The organism is Cypionkella sp., assembly GCF_030652235.1.
Lineage (GTDB): Bacteria > Pseudomonadota > Alphaproteobacteria > Rhodobacterales > Rhodobacteraceae > Cypionkella.
This window is the reverse complement of record NZ_JAUSBA010000033.1, coordinates 69661-85579: the sequence shown is the minus strand read 5'-3', so window position 1 is coordinate 85579 and position 15919 is coordinate 69661. Positions and strand designations below refer to the sequence as shown.

Here is a 15919-nt window from a genome sequence, read left to right as displayed (position 1 = left end):
TAAGGGAAAATTTACACTTTTCAGCCGCCAAACCGGCACAACTCGGAGGAAACAGCCGTGGACTGGAGCGCGATGCATTGGCTGAACCCGCCTGCAAAGGCCTGCCATGATGCGGCGGGGCTGCATGTGACCACGGGGGATCAAACCGATTTCTGGCATGGCACCTATTACGGTTTTCAGCACCACAATGGGCATTTTCTGCATCAGGCTGCATCGGGTGATTTCAGCCTCGAAACGGCGTTTAGAGCCGCTTTCTCGCAGCAATATGACCAAGCAGGCCTGATGATCCGCGCTGATGCGACGCATTGGGTGAAATGCGGGATCGAATATGTGGGCGACACCGCACATTTGGCTGTGGTGGTAACGAATGGCATGTCGGATTGGTCGCAGATGCCGCTGCCCGCGTATGACGGCCAGTTGCGGTTGCGGCTGACGCGGGTGGGTGATGCGGTTTGGGTACAGTATCAGGCCGGGGAGGTTTGGAAGATGCTGCGACTGGCTTATTTCCCGCCTGAATTGGCGGTCGATGCCGGGGTGATGTGCTGTTCGCCTTCGCGGGCGGGGCTAGAGGTTGTGTTTGAAGAAATGGCTCTGACACCGCCGATTTCGACGGAAGCCTATTGAATGACCAAGACGAAGCCACCGCGGAAACTGTCGCGTGAGGCGCGGCGGGAACAGTTGATCGAGGCCACCATCACAGTGCTGGCGATCAAGGGCTATGCGCGTGTCACGATGAGCGATGTCGCCAATCAGGCTGGGCTGTCGCATGGGCTGGTGAACTTTCACTTTCAGTCAAAAGAGCTGCTGCTGGCCGAAACCCTGACCTATCTGGCCGATGAATATGTGCAGAATTGGCAAAGCGCGCTGGCGGCGGCCCCGCCCGAGCCCAGCGCGCAGTTAGATGCGCTGATCCGCGCCGATTTCCGCGCCGAACTGTGCACGCCGCAACGCTTGGCCGCGTGGTGCGCGTTTTGGGGTGAAGCGCAAAGCCGACCGCTGTATCAAGAGAAATGCGGCTCTAACAACGCGGAATACGTCACCAAACTGGAAGGTCTGTGTGCGGCGCTGCTGGGGCCATCGGGCAATGCCGAGCGGGTGGCGCGGGCGATCCGGGTGGCCAGCGAAGGGCTTTGGATGGATCTGGTGACGCAAGCCGAGCCTTACAGCGTTGAGGAGGCGCTGGAGACTTTGCTGGCCGTTGCTGCGGCATTTTTCCCACAAGCCTTCACGCTGGCGTGAGAATTTTCGGCCAAAGGGGTTGAAGTGCTGCAATCGCGCTCCATTTGTGAGAAGCGAGACGGGCCCCTCTGACGATGTTGCATCGTGATGTCGGATCGCATCGAGTGCGCTCGATGTCATGCCCGTCGACCTTGGCTGACCTTTGGCGCGATATGCAAAAACAGAGGACAGTATGGATATTTTCACTTCACTATTTTTGGGCACACCGCTGTGGATGTGGCTGACCTTCATCACCATCGTCTTGGTGCTGCTGGCCGCCGATCTGGGGCTGGTGAACAACGGCGATCAAGAGATTGGCGTGGCGAAAAGCCTGCGCTTGTCTGCGGTGTATATCACCTTGGGCCTGGCATTTTCGGGCTTTGTCTATTGGCAGATGGGCTCGGAAGCGACCGCGCAATATCTGACGGCGTTTGTGGTCGAAAAGACGCTGGCGATGGACAACGTGTTTGTCATCGCGTTGATTTTCAGCAGTTTTGCCATCCCCCGCATGTATCAGCATCGGGTGCTGTTCTGGGGTATTCTAGGCGTGATCGTGCTGCGCGGCATCATGATCGGGCTGGGCGCTACTTTGGTCGCCGAATATGCGTGGCTGCTTTATGTGTTCGCGGCCTTCTTGATCTTTACTGGCGTGCGGATGTTGTTCATCGACGAGACCAAACACTCGGTCGACGGCCCGGTGTTGCGGTTTCTGAAGCGGCGGATGCGGGTGACGGAAGATCTGGTGGGCAATGCGTTCTTTGTGAAACGCGACGGTCTGCGCTATGCGACGCCGCTGTTTCTGGCGCTGGTGTTGATTGAGATTGCCGATCTGGTGTTCGCGGTGGATTCGGTGCCTGCGGTGTTCGCGATCACCACCAACCCGTTCATCGTTTATACGTCGAACATCTTCGCGATCTTGGGTCTGCGCGCTTTGTATTTCGCACTGTCTGCGATCCTGCACCGCTTTGCTTATCTGAAATATGCGCTGTCGTTGTTGTTGGTGTTCATCGGCTCGAAAGTGTTTGTGGCCGACTGGATGGATCTGGAGAAGTTTCCGCCAAGCTGGTCGCTGGGCGTGACCTTTGCGATCCTGGCCGCTGGCGTGGGCTTCAGCCTGTATAAGACGCGCGGGCAAGCCAAGGGTGCAGAGCACTCTTAAGGAATATGGACAGCGCGCTTATAGCCGCGCTGTCCATAAAGCAGCGCATCATGATTATCGGTCAGCGCTACGGCGCTGACTTCGCCCACCATAATATAGTGGGTTTCCCAGAGTAGAGCCGTTTTCAGGCTACATTCAAAGCTGGCAGAAGCCTCGGTCAAGATCGGTTGACCCGCCTGCCCTGCGTGCCATTTCACCGCATCGAAGCGATCGCCTTGTGGCTTCTGGCGGCCCGAGAACAGATCGGACGTGCCGTGTTGCGCAGCGCTCAGCAGGTTGGCGCAGAAGGTGCGGTTGTGCAGGATCGCGGTGGCGGCGGGCGAGAGGTGGTGAATGCAAACTAGCAGCGACGGGCCAGCGCCATCGGCAGAAAGCGAGGTCATCGACGAGACGGTGACGCCGAAGCGCCCCGCCGCGCCATCCGTGGTGATCACCGCCACGAAGGTGGACGCGCGGCTCATGCCTTCGATGAAGTGGTGGCGCAGGTCGGTCATGGTTTACCCCAGATCAAAGAAGCGTTGCAGTTCGACATCGGGGACTTTGCGGCGGAATTGGTCATATTGGCTTTGGCGGGTGGCCGAGAACGCCTCGACAAAGCGCGGGCCAAGCCAGTCTTGCGCGAAAGCCGAGTTGCGCAGGCGGGTGATGGCTTCGGGCATCGAGCGGGCGAAATCGGGGTGATCACCGGTCAGGTTATGGCCGTTGCCGATGACTTCGGGTTCGGGTTCGATTTTCTCGAGGATACCCGCGACGCCTGCGGCAATGGTGGCAGCGGCGGTGAGGTAGGGGTTGGTGTCGGCACCGGGCAGACGGTTTTCGACGCGGAGGGAGTTTGCATCATGGCCCACCACGCGGAAGCAGGTGGTGCGGTTTTCATAGCCCCAGGTCAGACCGGGGGGCGCGAAGGTGCCGGGGGCGAAGCGGCGATAGGAGTTGACGGTGGGTTGGCAGATCAGGGTCATGTCGCCGATGTAGCGCTGCAAGCCGCCAATGAAATGGCGGAAGGTTTGGGAGATGCCGTTCTTTTCGCCGTCTTGGTAGAATAGTGGGCTGCCGCTACTGTCTTTCAGCGAGATATGGACATGGATCGACTGGCTGTCGGCGTCTTCTGTCCAGCGCGGCATGAAGGTGACGCAGCGGCCTTGCCGCATGGCCAGCGCGCGGATGAAGTTTTTCAGCAGCATCAGTTGGTCGGCAGGCTCTAACCCTTCACCCGCGCCAATGCAGGCCTCCATGAAGCCGCCACCGATTTCTTCGTGCATTTTGGCAAGGTCGATGCGCAGCGGGCCGCACATGTCGGACACCGCCTCGTACCATTCCTGTTGCACGGTTTGATACAAGATCAGATCGTGGCTGGCATGCATCGTGGCGGTTTTCAGGTTGCGATAGCCTTTGTCGCGTGCGGATTCAGGGGACTCGTCGAACAGGGTGTATTCCAGTTCCATGCCGTATTTCGGGGTGAAACCAGCGGCGGTGGCGCGGTCTAGCACCGATTTCAGGATCGAGCGCGGGCAGAGGGCGGCGGTGTCGCCGGAGTATTGGGTCAGCAACAGCAGGTCATGGCCGGCGCGGGCCCAAGGGATGCGGCGGGCCGAGGTGGGATCGACAATCAGCGGGTCGTCGTGGAAATCGCCTGTGCCATCGGTGACGCCGGGCATCTCTAACATCTGGTCGGTGGGGTCGAGCGCCAGTTGTGCAGGGGCCATGCCCATGCCGGATTTCAGGATGCCTTTCAGGCTGCGGGTAGAGACCATTTGGCCGCGCAAAAGACCGTTGGTATCAACCAAAGCGACGGTGGCGAAGCGACTGGACTCATTGTCAAGGAAGGCTTGCAGGCTCATGGTGTCCCCGTGATGGTTTGAAGTTGGGCCAGATCGCGGGCCGGATCGGTGGCATAGGCTTTCAGGAACACCCGCAGCCCGTTGTTGATGTAGCGGGCGAGTTGTTCTCGCGTCGGGATGCGGTCGGGAAGGTGCAGGGCTTGGTTTCTGGGGGCGGACAGGATCAGGCCCCAAAGGTCTTCGGCGGCGAGTTCGGCATCGTCGAAGGTTAGTTTTCCGGCCTCGCGCTGGCGGGTCAGGTAGGTGATCATCCCGGCAAGAACGCGGTCGGGGCCAGCGGCTTGGTAGGCGCGTCCGATCTCGGGGAAGCGCTGCGCCTCGCCAATGATCAGGCGGGCGAGGGAGAGGAATTCGGGGCGCATCACGGTGTCGGCGTAGTGCCATGCAAAGCTGTGCAGTTCCGCGACCATATCGGTGCCTGGGCGGTCGAAGGCCAAGAGCATGGTGTTGCGCTCGGCGAGCATGATCTCGGTGAACAGTTGTTCTTTGGTGCCAAAGTATTGATAAAGCGTGGGTTTTGAGACGGCAGCTTTGGCGGCAATGGCATCCATCGAGGTGCCAGAATAGCCTTCGGCCGCAAACACCGCTAAAGCGGCGTCAAGGATGCGGCGCTGTTTGGCGAGGCGGTTGAGTTCGCGTTGCGGGATGGCTGTCATGCGATCACCTTGCGGATGAATTGCAGCAGGGGTCGGTTGTAGGCGGTGGGTTGCGCGACGTTGCAGACATGGCCTGCGTCGGCGATCACTTCGAACCGCACGTCCGGGCGCAGGGCGGCGTCGGTGATGCGGCCTGCGACGGCGCGGATCTCGGCAGGGGGGGCAAGGCGGTCGTGTTCGCCTGTCATCAACAGCACGGGCATGGTGAGTTTGGCGAAATCGAAACGCTCCAGCGGGTTGGTGAAGCAGCGCAGGGCGTCGCGGTAGGTCGCGGCGGGAATGGCGGACATCGAGGCGAGGAGGTCGGCGCGGATTTGGTCGTTGGCGTTGGGGCCTGCGATGATGTTGACCACAGCGGGGGCGAAATCGGCGGGGGTCTGGCCTGCGTCAAGCGGGACTTCGCGGCTGACGCGGAAGGCTTCGCGTTCTTCGGGGCCCGCCTCGGACATGCCGGTGCAGCCGCCGGACAGCACGAGGCCTGCCAGTTTGTCGGGGTGGCGCATGGCGAAGCTTGTGGCGATCCAAGAGCCGTAGGACAGGCCGCAGAGGATGATTTTATCGGCGTTGAAGGCGGCCATGACGCGCAGGATGTCTTCGCAATAGTCGTCGATGGTGGATTGGCGGAAGCCGAGGGTGCTGCCGCCATAGCCGCGCAGATCGAGGGCGGCGGCTTGGGCAAAGTTGCCTGCGGCTTGCAGTTGGGCGGCCCAGTTGCTGCGCGCGCCGCCGATACCGTGCAGGAATAGGATGAGCGGGCCGGGTTTGGCGGGCGTGTGGGTGAGGGCAAGCTGCGGGGTGCCGGGCAGGATGCGGGGTTGCAGGGGCGCGTTGGGCAGAGTTGGTTCTGGGGTGCCGGGGGATGTGGTTGCGGTGGACAGCGCGTCGATGCCAGCCTCGAAGATCGGTTTGGTGCCGTTGGCGATTTCGGTGGCGCGCGTCGGAGGCGCCACGATTTCCGCGCTCCAGTTGATCACAGAGCCTGAGGCGGCCGGGGAAATCGTCAAGCGGGCGGTGTAGCGGTCAGCGCCGCAGATGCCTTCAAGGTGGGTGTAGGCAAGGCAGCGGTCGCTGTCGGATCGGTAGATCAGTTGCTCGCGGTAGACGGTGTCTTCACCATGGGCGGTGAAACGGCGAATTTCGGCACCTGTGGGGCTGCGCTCTGCCGTGATGGTGGCCAAGCCGGGGTGCCAAGCGCCGCAGAAGTCGCGCGCTATGGCCCAGACGGCATCGGGTTCGGCGCTGGTGCGGCCCATGACGTGGACGGTTTCGCGGGCCATGTCAGCGCAGGCCTTTCAGGGTGCCGCTGTCACCGCGCCAAAGCGAGGAGCGCGCGCCGCCTTCGTCGCCGGGGGCATTATCCAGCTCATTCGTATCGTAGAGGGTGAGGACAGACAGATAATCTTCCATGATTTCAGAAGTATAGGGCAGCATCAGCGCCCCGCAGCGGCTGTCGCGGTACATCCGCTCCAACGGCATCGACTTTAGCATCGACTGGCCGCCACAGGTGCGGATCGCAAGCGCCGCGATTTCCTGCACGCCCTCCATCACGTTGTATTGGGCGGCATACATCCGCAAAACTTGGGCTTTCGATGGCATCCCCTGCGCTTCCATAAATGCCTGCCACCACAGGGCGCGCATCGACGCCAGACGGGCATACATCCGGCCCACGGCGATGCGTTTGGTGCCGAACATGCGGCGATCAGCGGCGGGTTGGCCTTCAACTTCGCCACGCAGATAGGCAACGGTGAAGTCATAGGCCCCTTGCGCGAGGCCCATATAGGTGGGCGACAGGGTGGCCATCATATGCGGCCAATGCGGCAGGGTTTTGATGAAAAGGCCGCGCGGCATCATCAGATCGTCTTCGCTGACGAACACATCTTTCAGCACCAGATCGCGCGAGTTGGTGCCGCGCATGCCCAGAGGGTCCCATGTACCTTGCACGGTCAGGCCTTTGGCCTGTTTCGGGACAACGAAGATCATGGTGTCTTCGTGGCGCGGCTCAACCCCGTCGAAATGTTCGGTGCAGACGATCGAGTAGTAGTCGCAGTAGCCCGCGAGGCTGGCGAATTTCTTGAAGCCGTTGATCAGCCAGCCGCCTGCAACGCGGCGGCAGTTGGTTTGGGCGGGTTTGGAGGTCCAGTTCTGCCCGGCTTCAGAGATCGGCTGCGAGTAGATGCCTTGTTCGGCGACGGCGCGACGGAATTGGCGTTCGCGCAGGGGGGCGAAGGCGGCGCGGTCGGCGTCGGTCAGGTTCGGCAGCTCATACATGAAGCGCGACCACATCATCGACGAGTTGTGCATGTTGAAGGTCAGCGCGGTCGCGCCGCAGTATTTGCCGATCTCGGCCCCGCACATCGCGTATTCGCCAAGGCTGAAGCCGTGGCCGCCGAATTCGGTGGGAACGGTGAGCGTCAGAAAGCCTTCGGCGGCGAGGTCTTTGTAGTTTTCCACTGGGAATGTGGCTTCGACGTCGATGCCTTTGGCGCGGGCGGCGAAGCTGGGGCCAAGGTCGTTCAGCCGGTTCAGCACCGCTTGGACTTCGGGGCGGATACGGGACAGGTCGTAGTAATCGGCAATCGTGCTCATGGTGTTCTCCTGCGGCGCTATAGCGCCAGTTCGCCTTGAAGGACGCCCGCTTTGACGACGATGCGTCCGTCAAGGGCGATGGTGCAGTTGCGCATTGGCAGATCGAAATGGCCAAGGGTGTAGCGGCCTGCGTATTGGTTGGCGCCGGTGGACCACAGGAAGCTGCCAGCAAGGGCGCGGAATTCGACGGCTTGCATGTCGCGCTTGTCGTACATGGCAGCAGAAATCCAATGAGCGTGCGGGTTCATGCCCCAACCGACGTGGCTGAGGCCGTAGGCGTTCGGATCATCCCAAGCGGCCATGTATTCGCGGAAATGCAAAGCATCGATGCCGTCGCCTTTGATTTCGGTGACGAAATCATGCTCGACGATGCAGTCGATGCGGCTGGTGAGGTAGGTTTTGAACGTCAAGTTCATATCGCCGACATCCATCACGATGCGCCCGTTCACCGCGTTCTTGCCGGGGAAGGCGAGGCAGAGGCCGCCGGGCCAATGCGCGACATCGCCGGGTTTGGTGCCAAAGCCCGCCGTGCCACCACAGGGCGCGTCGCGCAGATCAATGGTCAGATCAGTGCCCGCGGCGGAAGTCACGCGCATCTCTGACGCTTCGCGTAGCATCTGGGTGCCAAGTGCGACCTTGGGACCATGTTCGGCGCGGGGTTCGGTGCGTTCAAGGATTTCGGGGTGTTCGTTGGTGATCACCAGCAGGCGGGTGCGGCCTGCGGACTCGATCTCGGGCCATTCCGGGGCGTGGATGATGCCTTCAACCGTGCAATCGACGATGACTTCGACGCGCTTCAGGGCTTCGATTACGGCACGGTTTTGTTGGATCGCCCAGCTTGTGCCGGTGGATTTGACGGGCACCGGGGCGTTGAGCGGTGGGGTGGGCATGGTGATGATGCAAAATTCCGCGCCCAAATCGTAGGCGGCGAGTTCGCAGAGGTGGATCAGCACCGGGCGAGACTGGGTTTCGCAAAGGATGGCGATGGGGGTGCCTTTTCCAATGCCGTTCAGCGCCAATACACGGCGGAAGGCGGCCAGCCATTTGCCCTCGATCCGTTCTTGCATCATCGCGGCTTCTCCCTTGACCCGTGGTTCCAAGTCGAAAATATTTTACTGATCAGTTTAGTAATTATCAGACTCATCTTTATGTCAACAGGATTTCGAAAATCCTGCAAAGCGCCGATTATTTCTGGTTTTTGCGCGACCCATTCGCCCATTTCGGGCGGTCCAGATCGAAGGTGTCGCTGCTGCGGACGTAGGTGGCGCCATAACTGCGGGCGACGAGGTTCATGGCAGGGGTATGGTTATGGGCGCGCTCGGGGTTCAGGATGAAGCGGTCGTCGATATGCGCGGCCAGCATGCGACCGATGGGATCGTCAGCGCCCTGCCTGGGTTGATGCTGCAATCGGCGCGCGCGGTTGCGGCAAACGCCGATGAGCAAAAGCTGCTGGAAGATCGCCATTACAGCTTTGATCTGGCGCTAATCGCGGGTTGTGGCTTTAACTGGCTGCTAGAGTTTTTCCAGCGGCTGTATGTCGAGGCCGAGCGCTAGCGCTATCGGATGCTGCAACAGTGCAATGTTGAACATCACCGTGATATTCAGGCCGAACATGGCGCGCTTTGGCAAGCGACGCTGGCGCGGGATGCCGATTTGGCCTGCGATCTGCTGGCCGAACATTATCGGCGCACCGCAGGCTTTATTGAATCGCAGATGGCCGCGGCACCGCAGGTGCAAACCGCATAGCTGCGATTTACCCTGCCAGCGGGATCACATCAACGGCCTGCTTGCTTTTCTGCCCGCCCGAGATTCGCATCGTGCCTTTGATCGGCGAGACGTCGCTGTAATCGCGGCCATAGGCGACGACGATGTGATCCTCGCCCGCGCGTTTGTCGTTGGTGGGATCGAATTCGATCCAGCCAGCCTTGGGGCCGCACCACGCGCGCACCCAAGCGTGCATGGCATCGGCACCTTCAAGCCGGGGTTTTCCGGGCGGTGGCAGGGTACGCAGAAAGCCGCTGACATAGCCTGCTGGAATACCAATGCCGCGCAAGCAGGCGATCATGATGTGGCTGAAATCCTGACAGACGCCGTGACGCTTGGCAAAAGCCTCGGTCGCGGGGGTGTCGACGGTGGTGGCTTTGGCGTCAAAGCGCATGTGGCGATAGAGGGCGCTGCCGACGGCAATGATCGCTTCGGCGGCGTTCATACCGGGGTGCAGCGCGCCATGGGCAAAGGCGGTCATCGCGCGGTCACGCGGGACGCGGACCGAGGGCGACAGGAAATGCAGCGGTGAGTTTGGGCCAAGATCGCGCTGCGCAGCCAAGGCGGCGGGCATGGCGGAAAAAGCGATGGCATCGGTCGGTGGGCTGTGGGTGATCAACCGCTCGATCCGGGCTTTCATGGTGAAGGCCACCGAATCGTGCGGGCCGCGAAAGCTGAACTCGGTGATGCGGTTGCCGAAGAAATCCAAGCGGTCCAGCCGTTCCTCTGGGCGCGGGGCGATGTCGAGAAGGCTGGCCTGCACGCGCTGACCGGGCATGTCCAAGGGCATCACGCAGACCACATGCCGCCCGCCCACTGCCGGATTGGCGTATTGATAGGCGATCTGCAGCTTGATGTCGTAGATCATCGCAGCCCCCTAATGCATGAAGGCTGCGCTGAGCGCAGTGGACAGATCATAAATCTGCCCGCGTGCCGTCAGCAGCGCCTGCGTGTCCAGCGTTTGCACGCTATGTACGATCACCGCAGTTTGCAGCATCCGCACGTTGCGTTCAAACGAGGTCATCTGCCCATGCGGCCCGGTGTGCGACAACTCATCCATGCATTTGGCGATCACATCCAGTTGGAAGCGCACAGAGCGCGGGTTGGACTCGTCAAGGCCCAGCAGATCAACGACACTTTCGCGACTGGTGAACACGGCGTAGCGCTGGCGGTGGACCATGATGCTGTCGCCGACCTCGATCGCCATATCAAGGCCGCCGGGCAGCGATACCGGGCCAGTCACCGCAGCCAACAGATCGGCCATCATCGCGGCGCGTTCCAGCGATCTGCCGATGGACAGAAAATGCCAGCCCGTCGCGCGATACATGTTTTCATGTACGAGGCCCGAGAAGCCTGCGATTTTGCGCAGCATCACGCCCATCACCTGCGCCGCATCCCCGCCGGTTTCGGTGGTTTTGGCGATGCGGGTCATGGATTTCTCGATGTCCTGCAAGGCAGACCAGCCGTCGACGCTAAAGCGGTCGCGGATTTGGCTGGCGCTGTAGACCGCCGAACTGAGCGTGTTCAGCACGCCTGCCGGGAAGGCTTCGGTCGCATCGACGCCGTAGGATTTTAGCCGGGCGCGGATGGTGGCAAGCAGGGCCGTGTTGCCCGCCTCATTCACCCGACCGTTGTAGGCACGAACAAGGCGGAGCAGGCCCTCGGTGCGCTCGACATAGCGGCCCAGCCAGAACAGATTATCGGCGGCGCGGCTGGGCAGCGGGCCGGGCTGGGCACGGATGAAGGGGGTGGATTGTGGCGCGCGCAGAGTGACGGGCTCGACGGGCGTGTCGCTGACCACCCAGACATCGGCGACCGAGCCGCCGTTGCGCATCGAAATCGCGGTGATGTCGGTGCCTGCGCCAATGCGGGCGAAACCACCGGGCATGACTTGCCAGCCTTGCTCGGTGCGGGCGAGGAAAACGCGCAGTGACATTGGGCGCGGCACCAAAGCGCCGTTTTCGTAAAAGGGGGTGGTGGAGAGCGTCACCAGTTCTTTGCCAACCAAGCCGCCTGCATTATCGGTCAGCCAGTCGTGCAAATCGGCGTCATCCTCGGTGCCGCGCATTTGACCGCCGATCGCATGGGGGGCGGTGGATTCAAACGCGATGCGGGTGGCCATCGCCGGGCCGATCAGCATCCGGTCGGCATGGGCGCGGACATGGGCGAGCTCTTTGGCCTGACCGCACCACCATGTGGCGACGTTGGATATTTGCAGCGGCTGCCCGGTCAAAACCTTGCAGATTTTCGGCAAGAAAGCCATCAGCGCTTGGGTTTCCAGCACGCCGACGCCCAAAGCATTGACCATGGTGACATGACCTTGCCGCACCGCCGACATCAGGCCTGGGGTGCCAAGCTGGCTGTCGCCGCGCAGTTCCAGCGGATCGGCCCAGATGCCATCCATCCGCCGCCACAGCACATCGACCGGGGCGAGGCCTTCGACGGTGCGCACATAAAGCTGGCCGTTTTCAACGGTCAGGTCTTCGCCCTCCAGTAAAGCCATCCCGAGATAGCGGGCGATGTAGGCCTGTTCATAGTAGGTGTCGGTCAGCGGGCCGGGGGTGAGGATGCCAACGCGCGAAGTCGGATCGCTGCGCAGGTTTTCCAAGGCATCGCGGAAGGCGCGGAAGAAGCCTGCAAGGCGGTGGACATTGGTGGTGCGATACAGGTCAGGAAATACGCGAGAGGCGGCGACACGGTTCTCCAGCGCAAAGCCCGCACCAGAGGGCGCATCGGTGCGGTCAGACAGCACCCACCAGCGGCCATCGGGGCCACGGCCAATCTCAAACGCCATGAAGTGCAAGAAATAACCCGAGCGCGGTTTTACCCCAACCATTGGCCGCAGCCATTCCGGGTTTTCGGCGATCAGGCTGGCGGGCAAATGACCTTCAGCGACCAGTCTGTTTTCGCCGTAAAGGTCGGCGGCGAGCAGTTCCATCAGATCAGCGCGCTGGATCAGGCCAGCTTCAATGCCGCGCCAATCGGCTTCGGGCAGCAGGATCGGCACCGCCGAGAACGGCCAATCGCGGCCCGCGCCGGATTGATCGCCGTATTTGCGGAAGAACACGCCGGTATCGGCCAAGTGCTGTTCGCCGCGCGCAAAGGCATCCTGCACCCCTGCCGCCGACAGGCTTGACATATGCGCGATCAGCCCAGCCCAAACCGGACGCATCGCGCCTTGTGCATCCACCAATTCATCCGGCACGCCGGGAAGCGGGCGATACCGGGCAAAAAGCTGGGTGTCGACCGGCTTTGCTTTGGCCTTGCGTGCCATCAGTGCCTTGGTGTGCGGCGCAGGTCGAGGGTCATCGGGAACTCGGGATGCGGGGTTTCGGAGACGGGTTCATACGGGCCGCCAGTATGACCGTGCGGTTCAAACCGGGCAAGCCTGCGCGCTTCGGCTTCGTTACTGTTCACCGGGAACGTATCATAATTGCGCCCGCCGGGGTGGGCGACATGATAGGTGCAGCCGCCCAAAGCGCGGCCTGTCCAGGTGTCGTAGACATCGAAGGTCAGCGGCGCGTTGACGGGCAGGACCGGGTGTAGGGCCAAGGGCGGCTGCCATGCTTTGAAGCGGACGGCGGCAACCGCGACGCCCGCGCCTACGGTTTGCATCGGCATTTGGCGCTGATTGCAGGTGACGGTATAGCGCCCCGGATCGCCGCCTGTCAGCTTGGCTTGCAGGCGTTCGACCGAGCTATCCGTATAGCGCACGGTGCCGCCGATGGCCCCGGTTTCGCCCATGACATGCCACGGCTCCAACGCCTGACGAATCTCCAGCGTGACGCCTTCAAACGTCGCCTCGCCGCAGAACGGGAAGCGGAATTCGGCTTGGGCCTTGAACCAGTCGGGGTTGAAATCAAAGCCATGCTGGCGCAGGTCGGCCAGCACATCAAGGAAATCAGCCCAGACGAAATGCGGCAGCATGAAGCGGTCGGCTAGATTGGTGCCCCAGCGGGTGAGATTGCCTTTGATCGGGGCGGCCCACATCCGGGCGATCAGGGCGCGGATCAGCAGTTGTTGCGCAAGCGACATGCGGGGGTTTGGTGGCATCTCGAAACCCCGGAATTCCACCAGACCAAGGCGGCCTGTCGGGCCATCGGGGGAGTAAAGTTTGTCGATGCAAATCTCGGCGCGGTGGGTGTTGCCTGTCACGTCTACCAGAAGGTTGCGCAGCAGTCGGTCGACCAGCCACGGCGGAGGTGCCGCCCCCTGCCCCGGCGTGGGGATTTGGGCTAGGGCGATTTCGAGTTCGTAGAGGGCATCCATTCGCGCTTCGTCAATGCGCGGGGCTTGGCTGGTTGGGCCGATGAACAGGCCCGAGAACATATAGGACAGCGACGGATGGCGCTGCCAGTGCAGGATCAGGCTGGCGAGCAAATCAGGGCGACGCAGGAACGGGCTGTCGGCGGGGGTGACGCCACCGACCACGACATGATTGCCACCGCCGGTTCCGGTATGTTTGCCGTCGATCATGAACTTGTCGGCCCCAAGGCGCAGTTGACGCGCTTCCTCATAGACGATTTCGGTGGTGAGGACGGTTTCGGCCCAGTTGTGTGACGGGTGAATGTTCACCTCGATCACACCCGGATCGGGGGCGACGCGAATGACGTTCAGGCGCGGATCATTCGGCGGGCCATAGCCTTCGATATGCACCGGAAGCCCGAGGTTTTTGGCGGCAGTTTCGGCGGCGGCGACGAGTTCGAGATAGTCTTCAACCTTTTCCACCGGAGGCATGAACACGCAAAGGCGACCGTCACGGGGTTCGACCGAAATCGCGGTGCGGACGGACCCTGCAAGGTCAGAAATCACCTGCTCGCGGCGATCTTGGGTGGCTTCGGACGCGGTAAAGCTGGCAACGGCTTGCACGGGTTCGGGAGCGAAGTCGGGCAGCGGGCCGCGGGTATCAAACGGATCAGAGGGATGAATATGGGGATAATCGGCGGGCTTGACATAGGGCAACGAGCCCAGCGGCAGGCGATAGCCAACGGGGCTGTCGCCCGGCACAAGGAACAGATGACCGCGCCGCAAAGCCCATTTTTCCGAAACCCATGTTTGCGCCGCGCGGGATTGCCAGCGTTGAACGGGCAGGACGAAACCTGAGGGTTCGGTCAGCCCGCGCGAGAACACCCGCGCGATGCGGTTGCGTTCTTCGGGATCTTTCAGCTGCGAGTTTTCCGGGGTGACATTTTCCGGTAGGTTGCCTTCTTTGACGATCCATTCGGCGGGATCTTCAAAGGCGGGGGTGACGTTTTCGGCAGGCAGGCCAAGGGTTTCAGCGATGTTTTGCAGCAGCGTGCTTGCCTGTTCTGCGGTTGCTTTGGCGTGGCTGATTTCCGGCGCGATCAGGTCGGGGTTAGCCCAGATCGGCTTGCCATCGCGACGCCAATACAGGCTGAACGTCCAGCGCGGCAGGGTTTCGCCGGGATACCATTTGCCTTGACCGTAATGCAGGAAACCGCCCGGAGCGAATTTGGCTTGCAGGCGGCGGATCAGCGCATCGGCGAATACGCGTTTGGTCGGGCCGACGGCATCGGTGTTCCACTCGCCCGCCTCAAAGTCGTCAATCGACACGAAGGTCGGCTCGCCGCCCATGGTCAGGCGCACGTCGCCTGCGGCCAAGGCGGCATCAACCTTATGGCCCAAAGCGTTCAGGTCATCCCATGCGGCATCCGAGAACGGCATGGTGATGCGCGGATGTTCGGCGGTGCGGGTGACGGTCATATCGAAGTCGAATGCGACCTCGGCGTAGCTGGCCATGCCAGAAATTGGGGCTGCGTTGGAGTAATGCGGGGTGGCCGACAGCGGAATATGGCTTTCGCCCGTCAGCAGGCCGCTCGTGGGGTCAAGGCCAATCCAGCCCGCGCCGGGCAGGTAGACCTCGCACCACGCATGCAGGTCGGTAAAATCTTTGTCGGTGCCTTGCGGGCCATCGACGGCCGTCAGATCGGGCTTCAACTGGATCAGATAACCCGAGACGAACCGTGCGGCAAAGCCCAGATGCCGCAAAGATTGCACCAGCAGCCACGAGGTGTCACGGCAAGACCCCAACGCCAGACCCAAGGTTTCTTCCGGCGTCTGAACCCCCGGTTCCATCCGGATCACATAGCCGATTTCCTGCGCAAGCTGGGCGTTCAAGCGCACGATAAAGTCGATGGTGCGTAGGGGATCACGGGGCACGCGGTTAAGAAACGCCTGCAACAGAGGCCCCGGAGCCTCGCAGCTGCGGTAGATCACCAGATCTTCGGCGATCTCGGGCGGATACTCGAACGGCCAAGTTTCGGCGCTGGCTTCGACAAAGAAATCGAACGGGTTGTAGACGGTCATATCGGCCGTCAGATCGACCTCGATTTTGAGTTCCGTCACCGGATCGGGAAACACATAGCGCGCCAGCCAGTTGCCATACAAATCCTGCTGATAGTTCACAAAATGGTTCGCGGGCGTCACTTTCAGCGCGTGCGAGACCACCCGCGTGCGGCTGTGCGGCGCGGGGCGCAGGCGGATGATCTGCGGGCCCAGCGTGACCGGGCGATCATATTTGTAATGGGTCAGATGGTAGACGCTGGCGAGGATGGACATGATATTTTCTTTCAGGAATAAAGAAGTTTTTTCACAGCCAGCGGTGATCCTCTAATACTTTGTGCAACGACGGGCGGTTTCGGCGCAAGTGATGAAGGTTTCCGCGAAAGCCGCCT

Annotated in this window: 14 protein-coding genes; 5 read left to right on the top strand and 9 right to left on the bottom strand. The window is 61.5% G+C overall.

Features of this window, described 5'->3' with window-relative positions:
- Positions 1-57: 57 nt before the first annotated feature.
- The 3 genes from Q7V03_RS10515 (at position 58) to Q7V03_RS10505 (ending at position 2377) form a co-directional block, all read left to right on the top strand.
- Positions 58-624, top strand: coding sequence for a DUF1349 domain-containing protein (locus Q7V03_RS10515; RefSeq protein ID WP_304925550.1), 567 nt, complete (start codon positions 58-60; stop codon positions 622-624).
- The gene (locus tag Q7V03_RS10510; RefSeq protein WP_304925549.1) at positions 625-1239 is read left to right on the top strand and encodes a TetR family transcriptional regulator C-terminal domain-containing protein; all 615 of its coding nucleotides are present in this window, start codon (positions 625-627) and stop codon (positions 1237-1239) included.
- 172 nt (positions 1240-1411) lie between these two features.
- Positions 1412-2377 carry a TerC family protein gene (locus tag Q7V03_RS10505; protein WP_304925548.1) on the top strand — a complete coding sequence of 322 codons (966 nt, stop codon included), beginning with the start codon at positions 1412-1414 and terminating at the stop codon, positions 2375-2377.
- On the opposite strand, the gene Q7V03_RS10500 is transcribed toward Q7V03_RS10505, so the two are convergent.
- The 6 genes from Q7V03_RS10500 to Q7V03_RS10475 are packed head-to-tail and all read right to left on the bottom strand — an operon-like array spanning position 2374 to position 8530.
- Complete coding sequence (locus Q7V03_RS10500; protein ID WP_304925547.1) at positions 2374-2871, bottom strand: flavin reductase family protein; 498 nt, start codon at positions 2869-2871, stop codon at positions 2374-2376. The genes Q7V03_RS10505 and Q7V03_RS10500 overlap by 4 nt on opposite strands.
- 3 nt (positions 2872-2874) lie before the next feature.
- On the bottom strand, positions 2875-4218 hold the full coding sequence (locus Q7V03_RS10495; RefSeq protein WP_304925546.1) for a glutamine synthetase family protein: 1344 nt from the start codon (positions 4216-4218) through the stop codon (positions 2875-2877).
- The gene (locus Q7V03_RS10490) at positions 4215-4874 is read right to left on the bottom strand and encodes a TetR/AcrR family transcriptional regulator (RefSeq protein WP_304925545.1); all 660 of its coding nucleotides are present in this window, start codon (positions 4872-4874) and stop codon (positions 4215-4217) included. Before Q7V03_RS10490 ends, Q7V03_RS10495 begins: the two co-directional genes overlap by 4 nt.
- Positions 4871-6151 carry an alpha/beta fold hydrolase gene (locus Q7V03_RS10485; RefSeq protein ID WP_304925544.1) on the bottom strand — a complete coding sequence of 427 codons (1281 nt, stop codon included), beginning with the start codon at positions 6149-6151 and terminating at the stop codon, positions 4871-4873. The genes Q7V03_RS10490 and Q7V03_RS10485 overlap by 4 nt, the downstream gene beginning before the upstream one ends.
- 1 nt (position 6152) lies before the next feature.
- A complete protein-coding gene (locus Q7V03_RS10480; RefSeq protein ID WP_304925543.1) occupies positions 6153-7460 on the bottom strand; it encodes an acyl-CoA dehydrogenase family protein in 1308 nt (435 codons plus the stop codon).
- Between the two features lie 17 nt (positions 7461-7477).
- Positions 7478-8530 (bottom strand): peptidase M29, encoded by a 1053-nt coding sequence (locus tag Q7V03_RS10475; protein ID WP_304925542.1) that lies wholly within the window; start codon positions 8528-8530, stop codon positions 7478-7480.
- 238 nt (positions 8531-8768) lie between these two features.
- On the opposite strand from Q7V03_RS10475, the gene Q7V03_RS10470 reads away from it, so the two are divergent.
- Both Q7V03_RS10470 and Q7V03_RS10465 read left to right on the top strand, forming a co-directional pair.
- On the top strand, positions 8769-9014 hold the full coding sequence (locus Q7V03_RS10470; RefSeq protein WP_304925541.1) for a hypothetical protein: 246 nt from the start codon (positions 8769-8771) through the stop codon (positions 9012-9014).
- Positions 9015-9023: 9 nt separating this feature from the next.
- Entirely contained in the window at positions 9024-9206 is a 183-nt protein-coding gene (locus tag Q7V03_RS10465) for a hypothetical protein (protein WP_304925540.1), read from the top strand.
- Positions 9207-9213: 7 nt separating this feature from the next.
- Here Q7V03_RS10465 and Q7V03_RS10460 read toward each other — a convergent pair whose 3' ends face one another.
- The 3 genes from Q7V03_RS10460 to Q7V03_RS10450 are packed head-to-tail and all read right to left on the bottom strand — an operon-like array spanning position 9214 to position 15803.
- The gene (locus tag Q7V03_RS10460) at positions 9214-10092 is read right to left on the bottom strand and encodes a transglutaminase family protein (protein ID WP_304925539.1); all 879 of its coding nucleotides are present in this window, start codon (positions 10090-10092) and stop codon (positions 9214-9216) included.
- 9 nt (positions 10093-10101) lie between these two features.
- Positions 10102-12498 (bottom strand): circularly permuted type 2 ATP-grasp protein, encoded by a 2397-nt coding sequence (locus Q7V03_RS10455; protein WP_304925538.1) that lies wholly within the window; start codon positions 12496-12498, stop codon positions 10102-10104.
- The gene (locus Q7V03_RS10450; RefSeq protein WP_304925537.1) at positions 12498-15803 is read right to left on the bottom strand and encodes a DUF2126 domain-containing protein; all 3306 of its coding nucleotides are present in this window, start codon (positions 15801-15803) and stop codon (positions 12498-12500) included. The genes Q7V03_RS10455 and Q7V03_RS10450 overlap by 1 nt, the downstream gene beginning before the upstream one ends.
- Positions 15804-15919 lie beyond the last annotated feature (116 nt).

Bases quoted from the DNA above. Each gene is read 5' to 3' on its own strand.
- Q7V03_RS10510 (WP_304925549.1), top strand. From the start codon at position 625: ATGACCAAGACGAAGCCACCGCGGAAACTGTCGCGTGAGGCGCGGCGG.
- Q7V03_RS10505 (WP_304925548.1), top strand. From the start codon at position 1,412: ATGGATATTTTCACTTCACTATTTTTGGGCACACCGCTGTGGATGTGG.
- Q7V03_RS10500 (WP_304925547.1), bottom strand. From the start codon at position 2,871: ATGACCGACCTGCGCCACCACTTCATCGAAGGCATGAGCCGCGCGTCC.
- Q7V03_RS10495 (WP_304925546.1), bottom strand. From the start codon at position 4,218: ATGAGCCTGCAAGCCTTCCTTGACAATGAGTCCAGTCGCTTCGCCACC.
- Q7V03_RS10490 (WP_304925545.1), bottom strand. From the start codon at position 4,874: ATGACAGCCATCCCGCAACGCGAACTCAACCGCCTCGCCAAACAGCGC.
- Q7V03_RS10485 (WP_304925544.1), bottom strand. From the start codon at position 6,151: ATGGCCCGCGAAACCGTCCACGTCATGGGCCGCACCAGCGCCGAACCC.
- Q7V03_RS10480 (WP_304925543.1), bottom strand. From the start codon at position 7,460: ATGAGCACGATTGCCGATTACTACGACCTGTCCCGTATCCGCCCCGAA.
- Q7V03_RS10475 (WP_304925542.1), bottom strand. From the start codon at position 8,530: ATGATGCAAGAACGGATCGAGGGCAAATGGCTGGCCGCCTTCCGCCGT.
- Q7V03_RS10470 (WP_304925541.1), top strand. From the start codon at position 8,769: ATGGGCGCGCTCGGGGTTCAGGATGAAGCGGTCGTCGATATGCGCGGC.
- Q7V03_RS10465 (WP_304925540.1), top strand. From the start codon at position 9,024: ATGCTGCAACAGTGCAATGTTGAACATCACCGTGATATTCAGGCCGAA.
- Q7V03_RS10460 (WP_304925539.1), bottom strand. From the start codon at position 10,092: ATGATCTACGACATCAAGCTGCAGATCGCCTATCAATACGCCAATCCG.
- Q7V03_RS10455 (WP_304925538.1), bottom strand. From the start codon at position 12,498: ATGGCACGCAAGGCCAAAGCAAAGCCGGTCGACACCCAGCTTTTTGCC.
- Q7V03_RS10450 (WP_304925537.1), bottom strand. From the start codon at position 15,803: ATGTCCATCCTCGCCAGCGTCTACCATCTGACCCATTACAAATATGAT.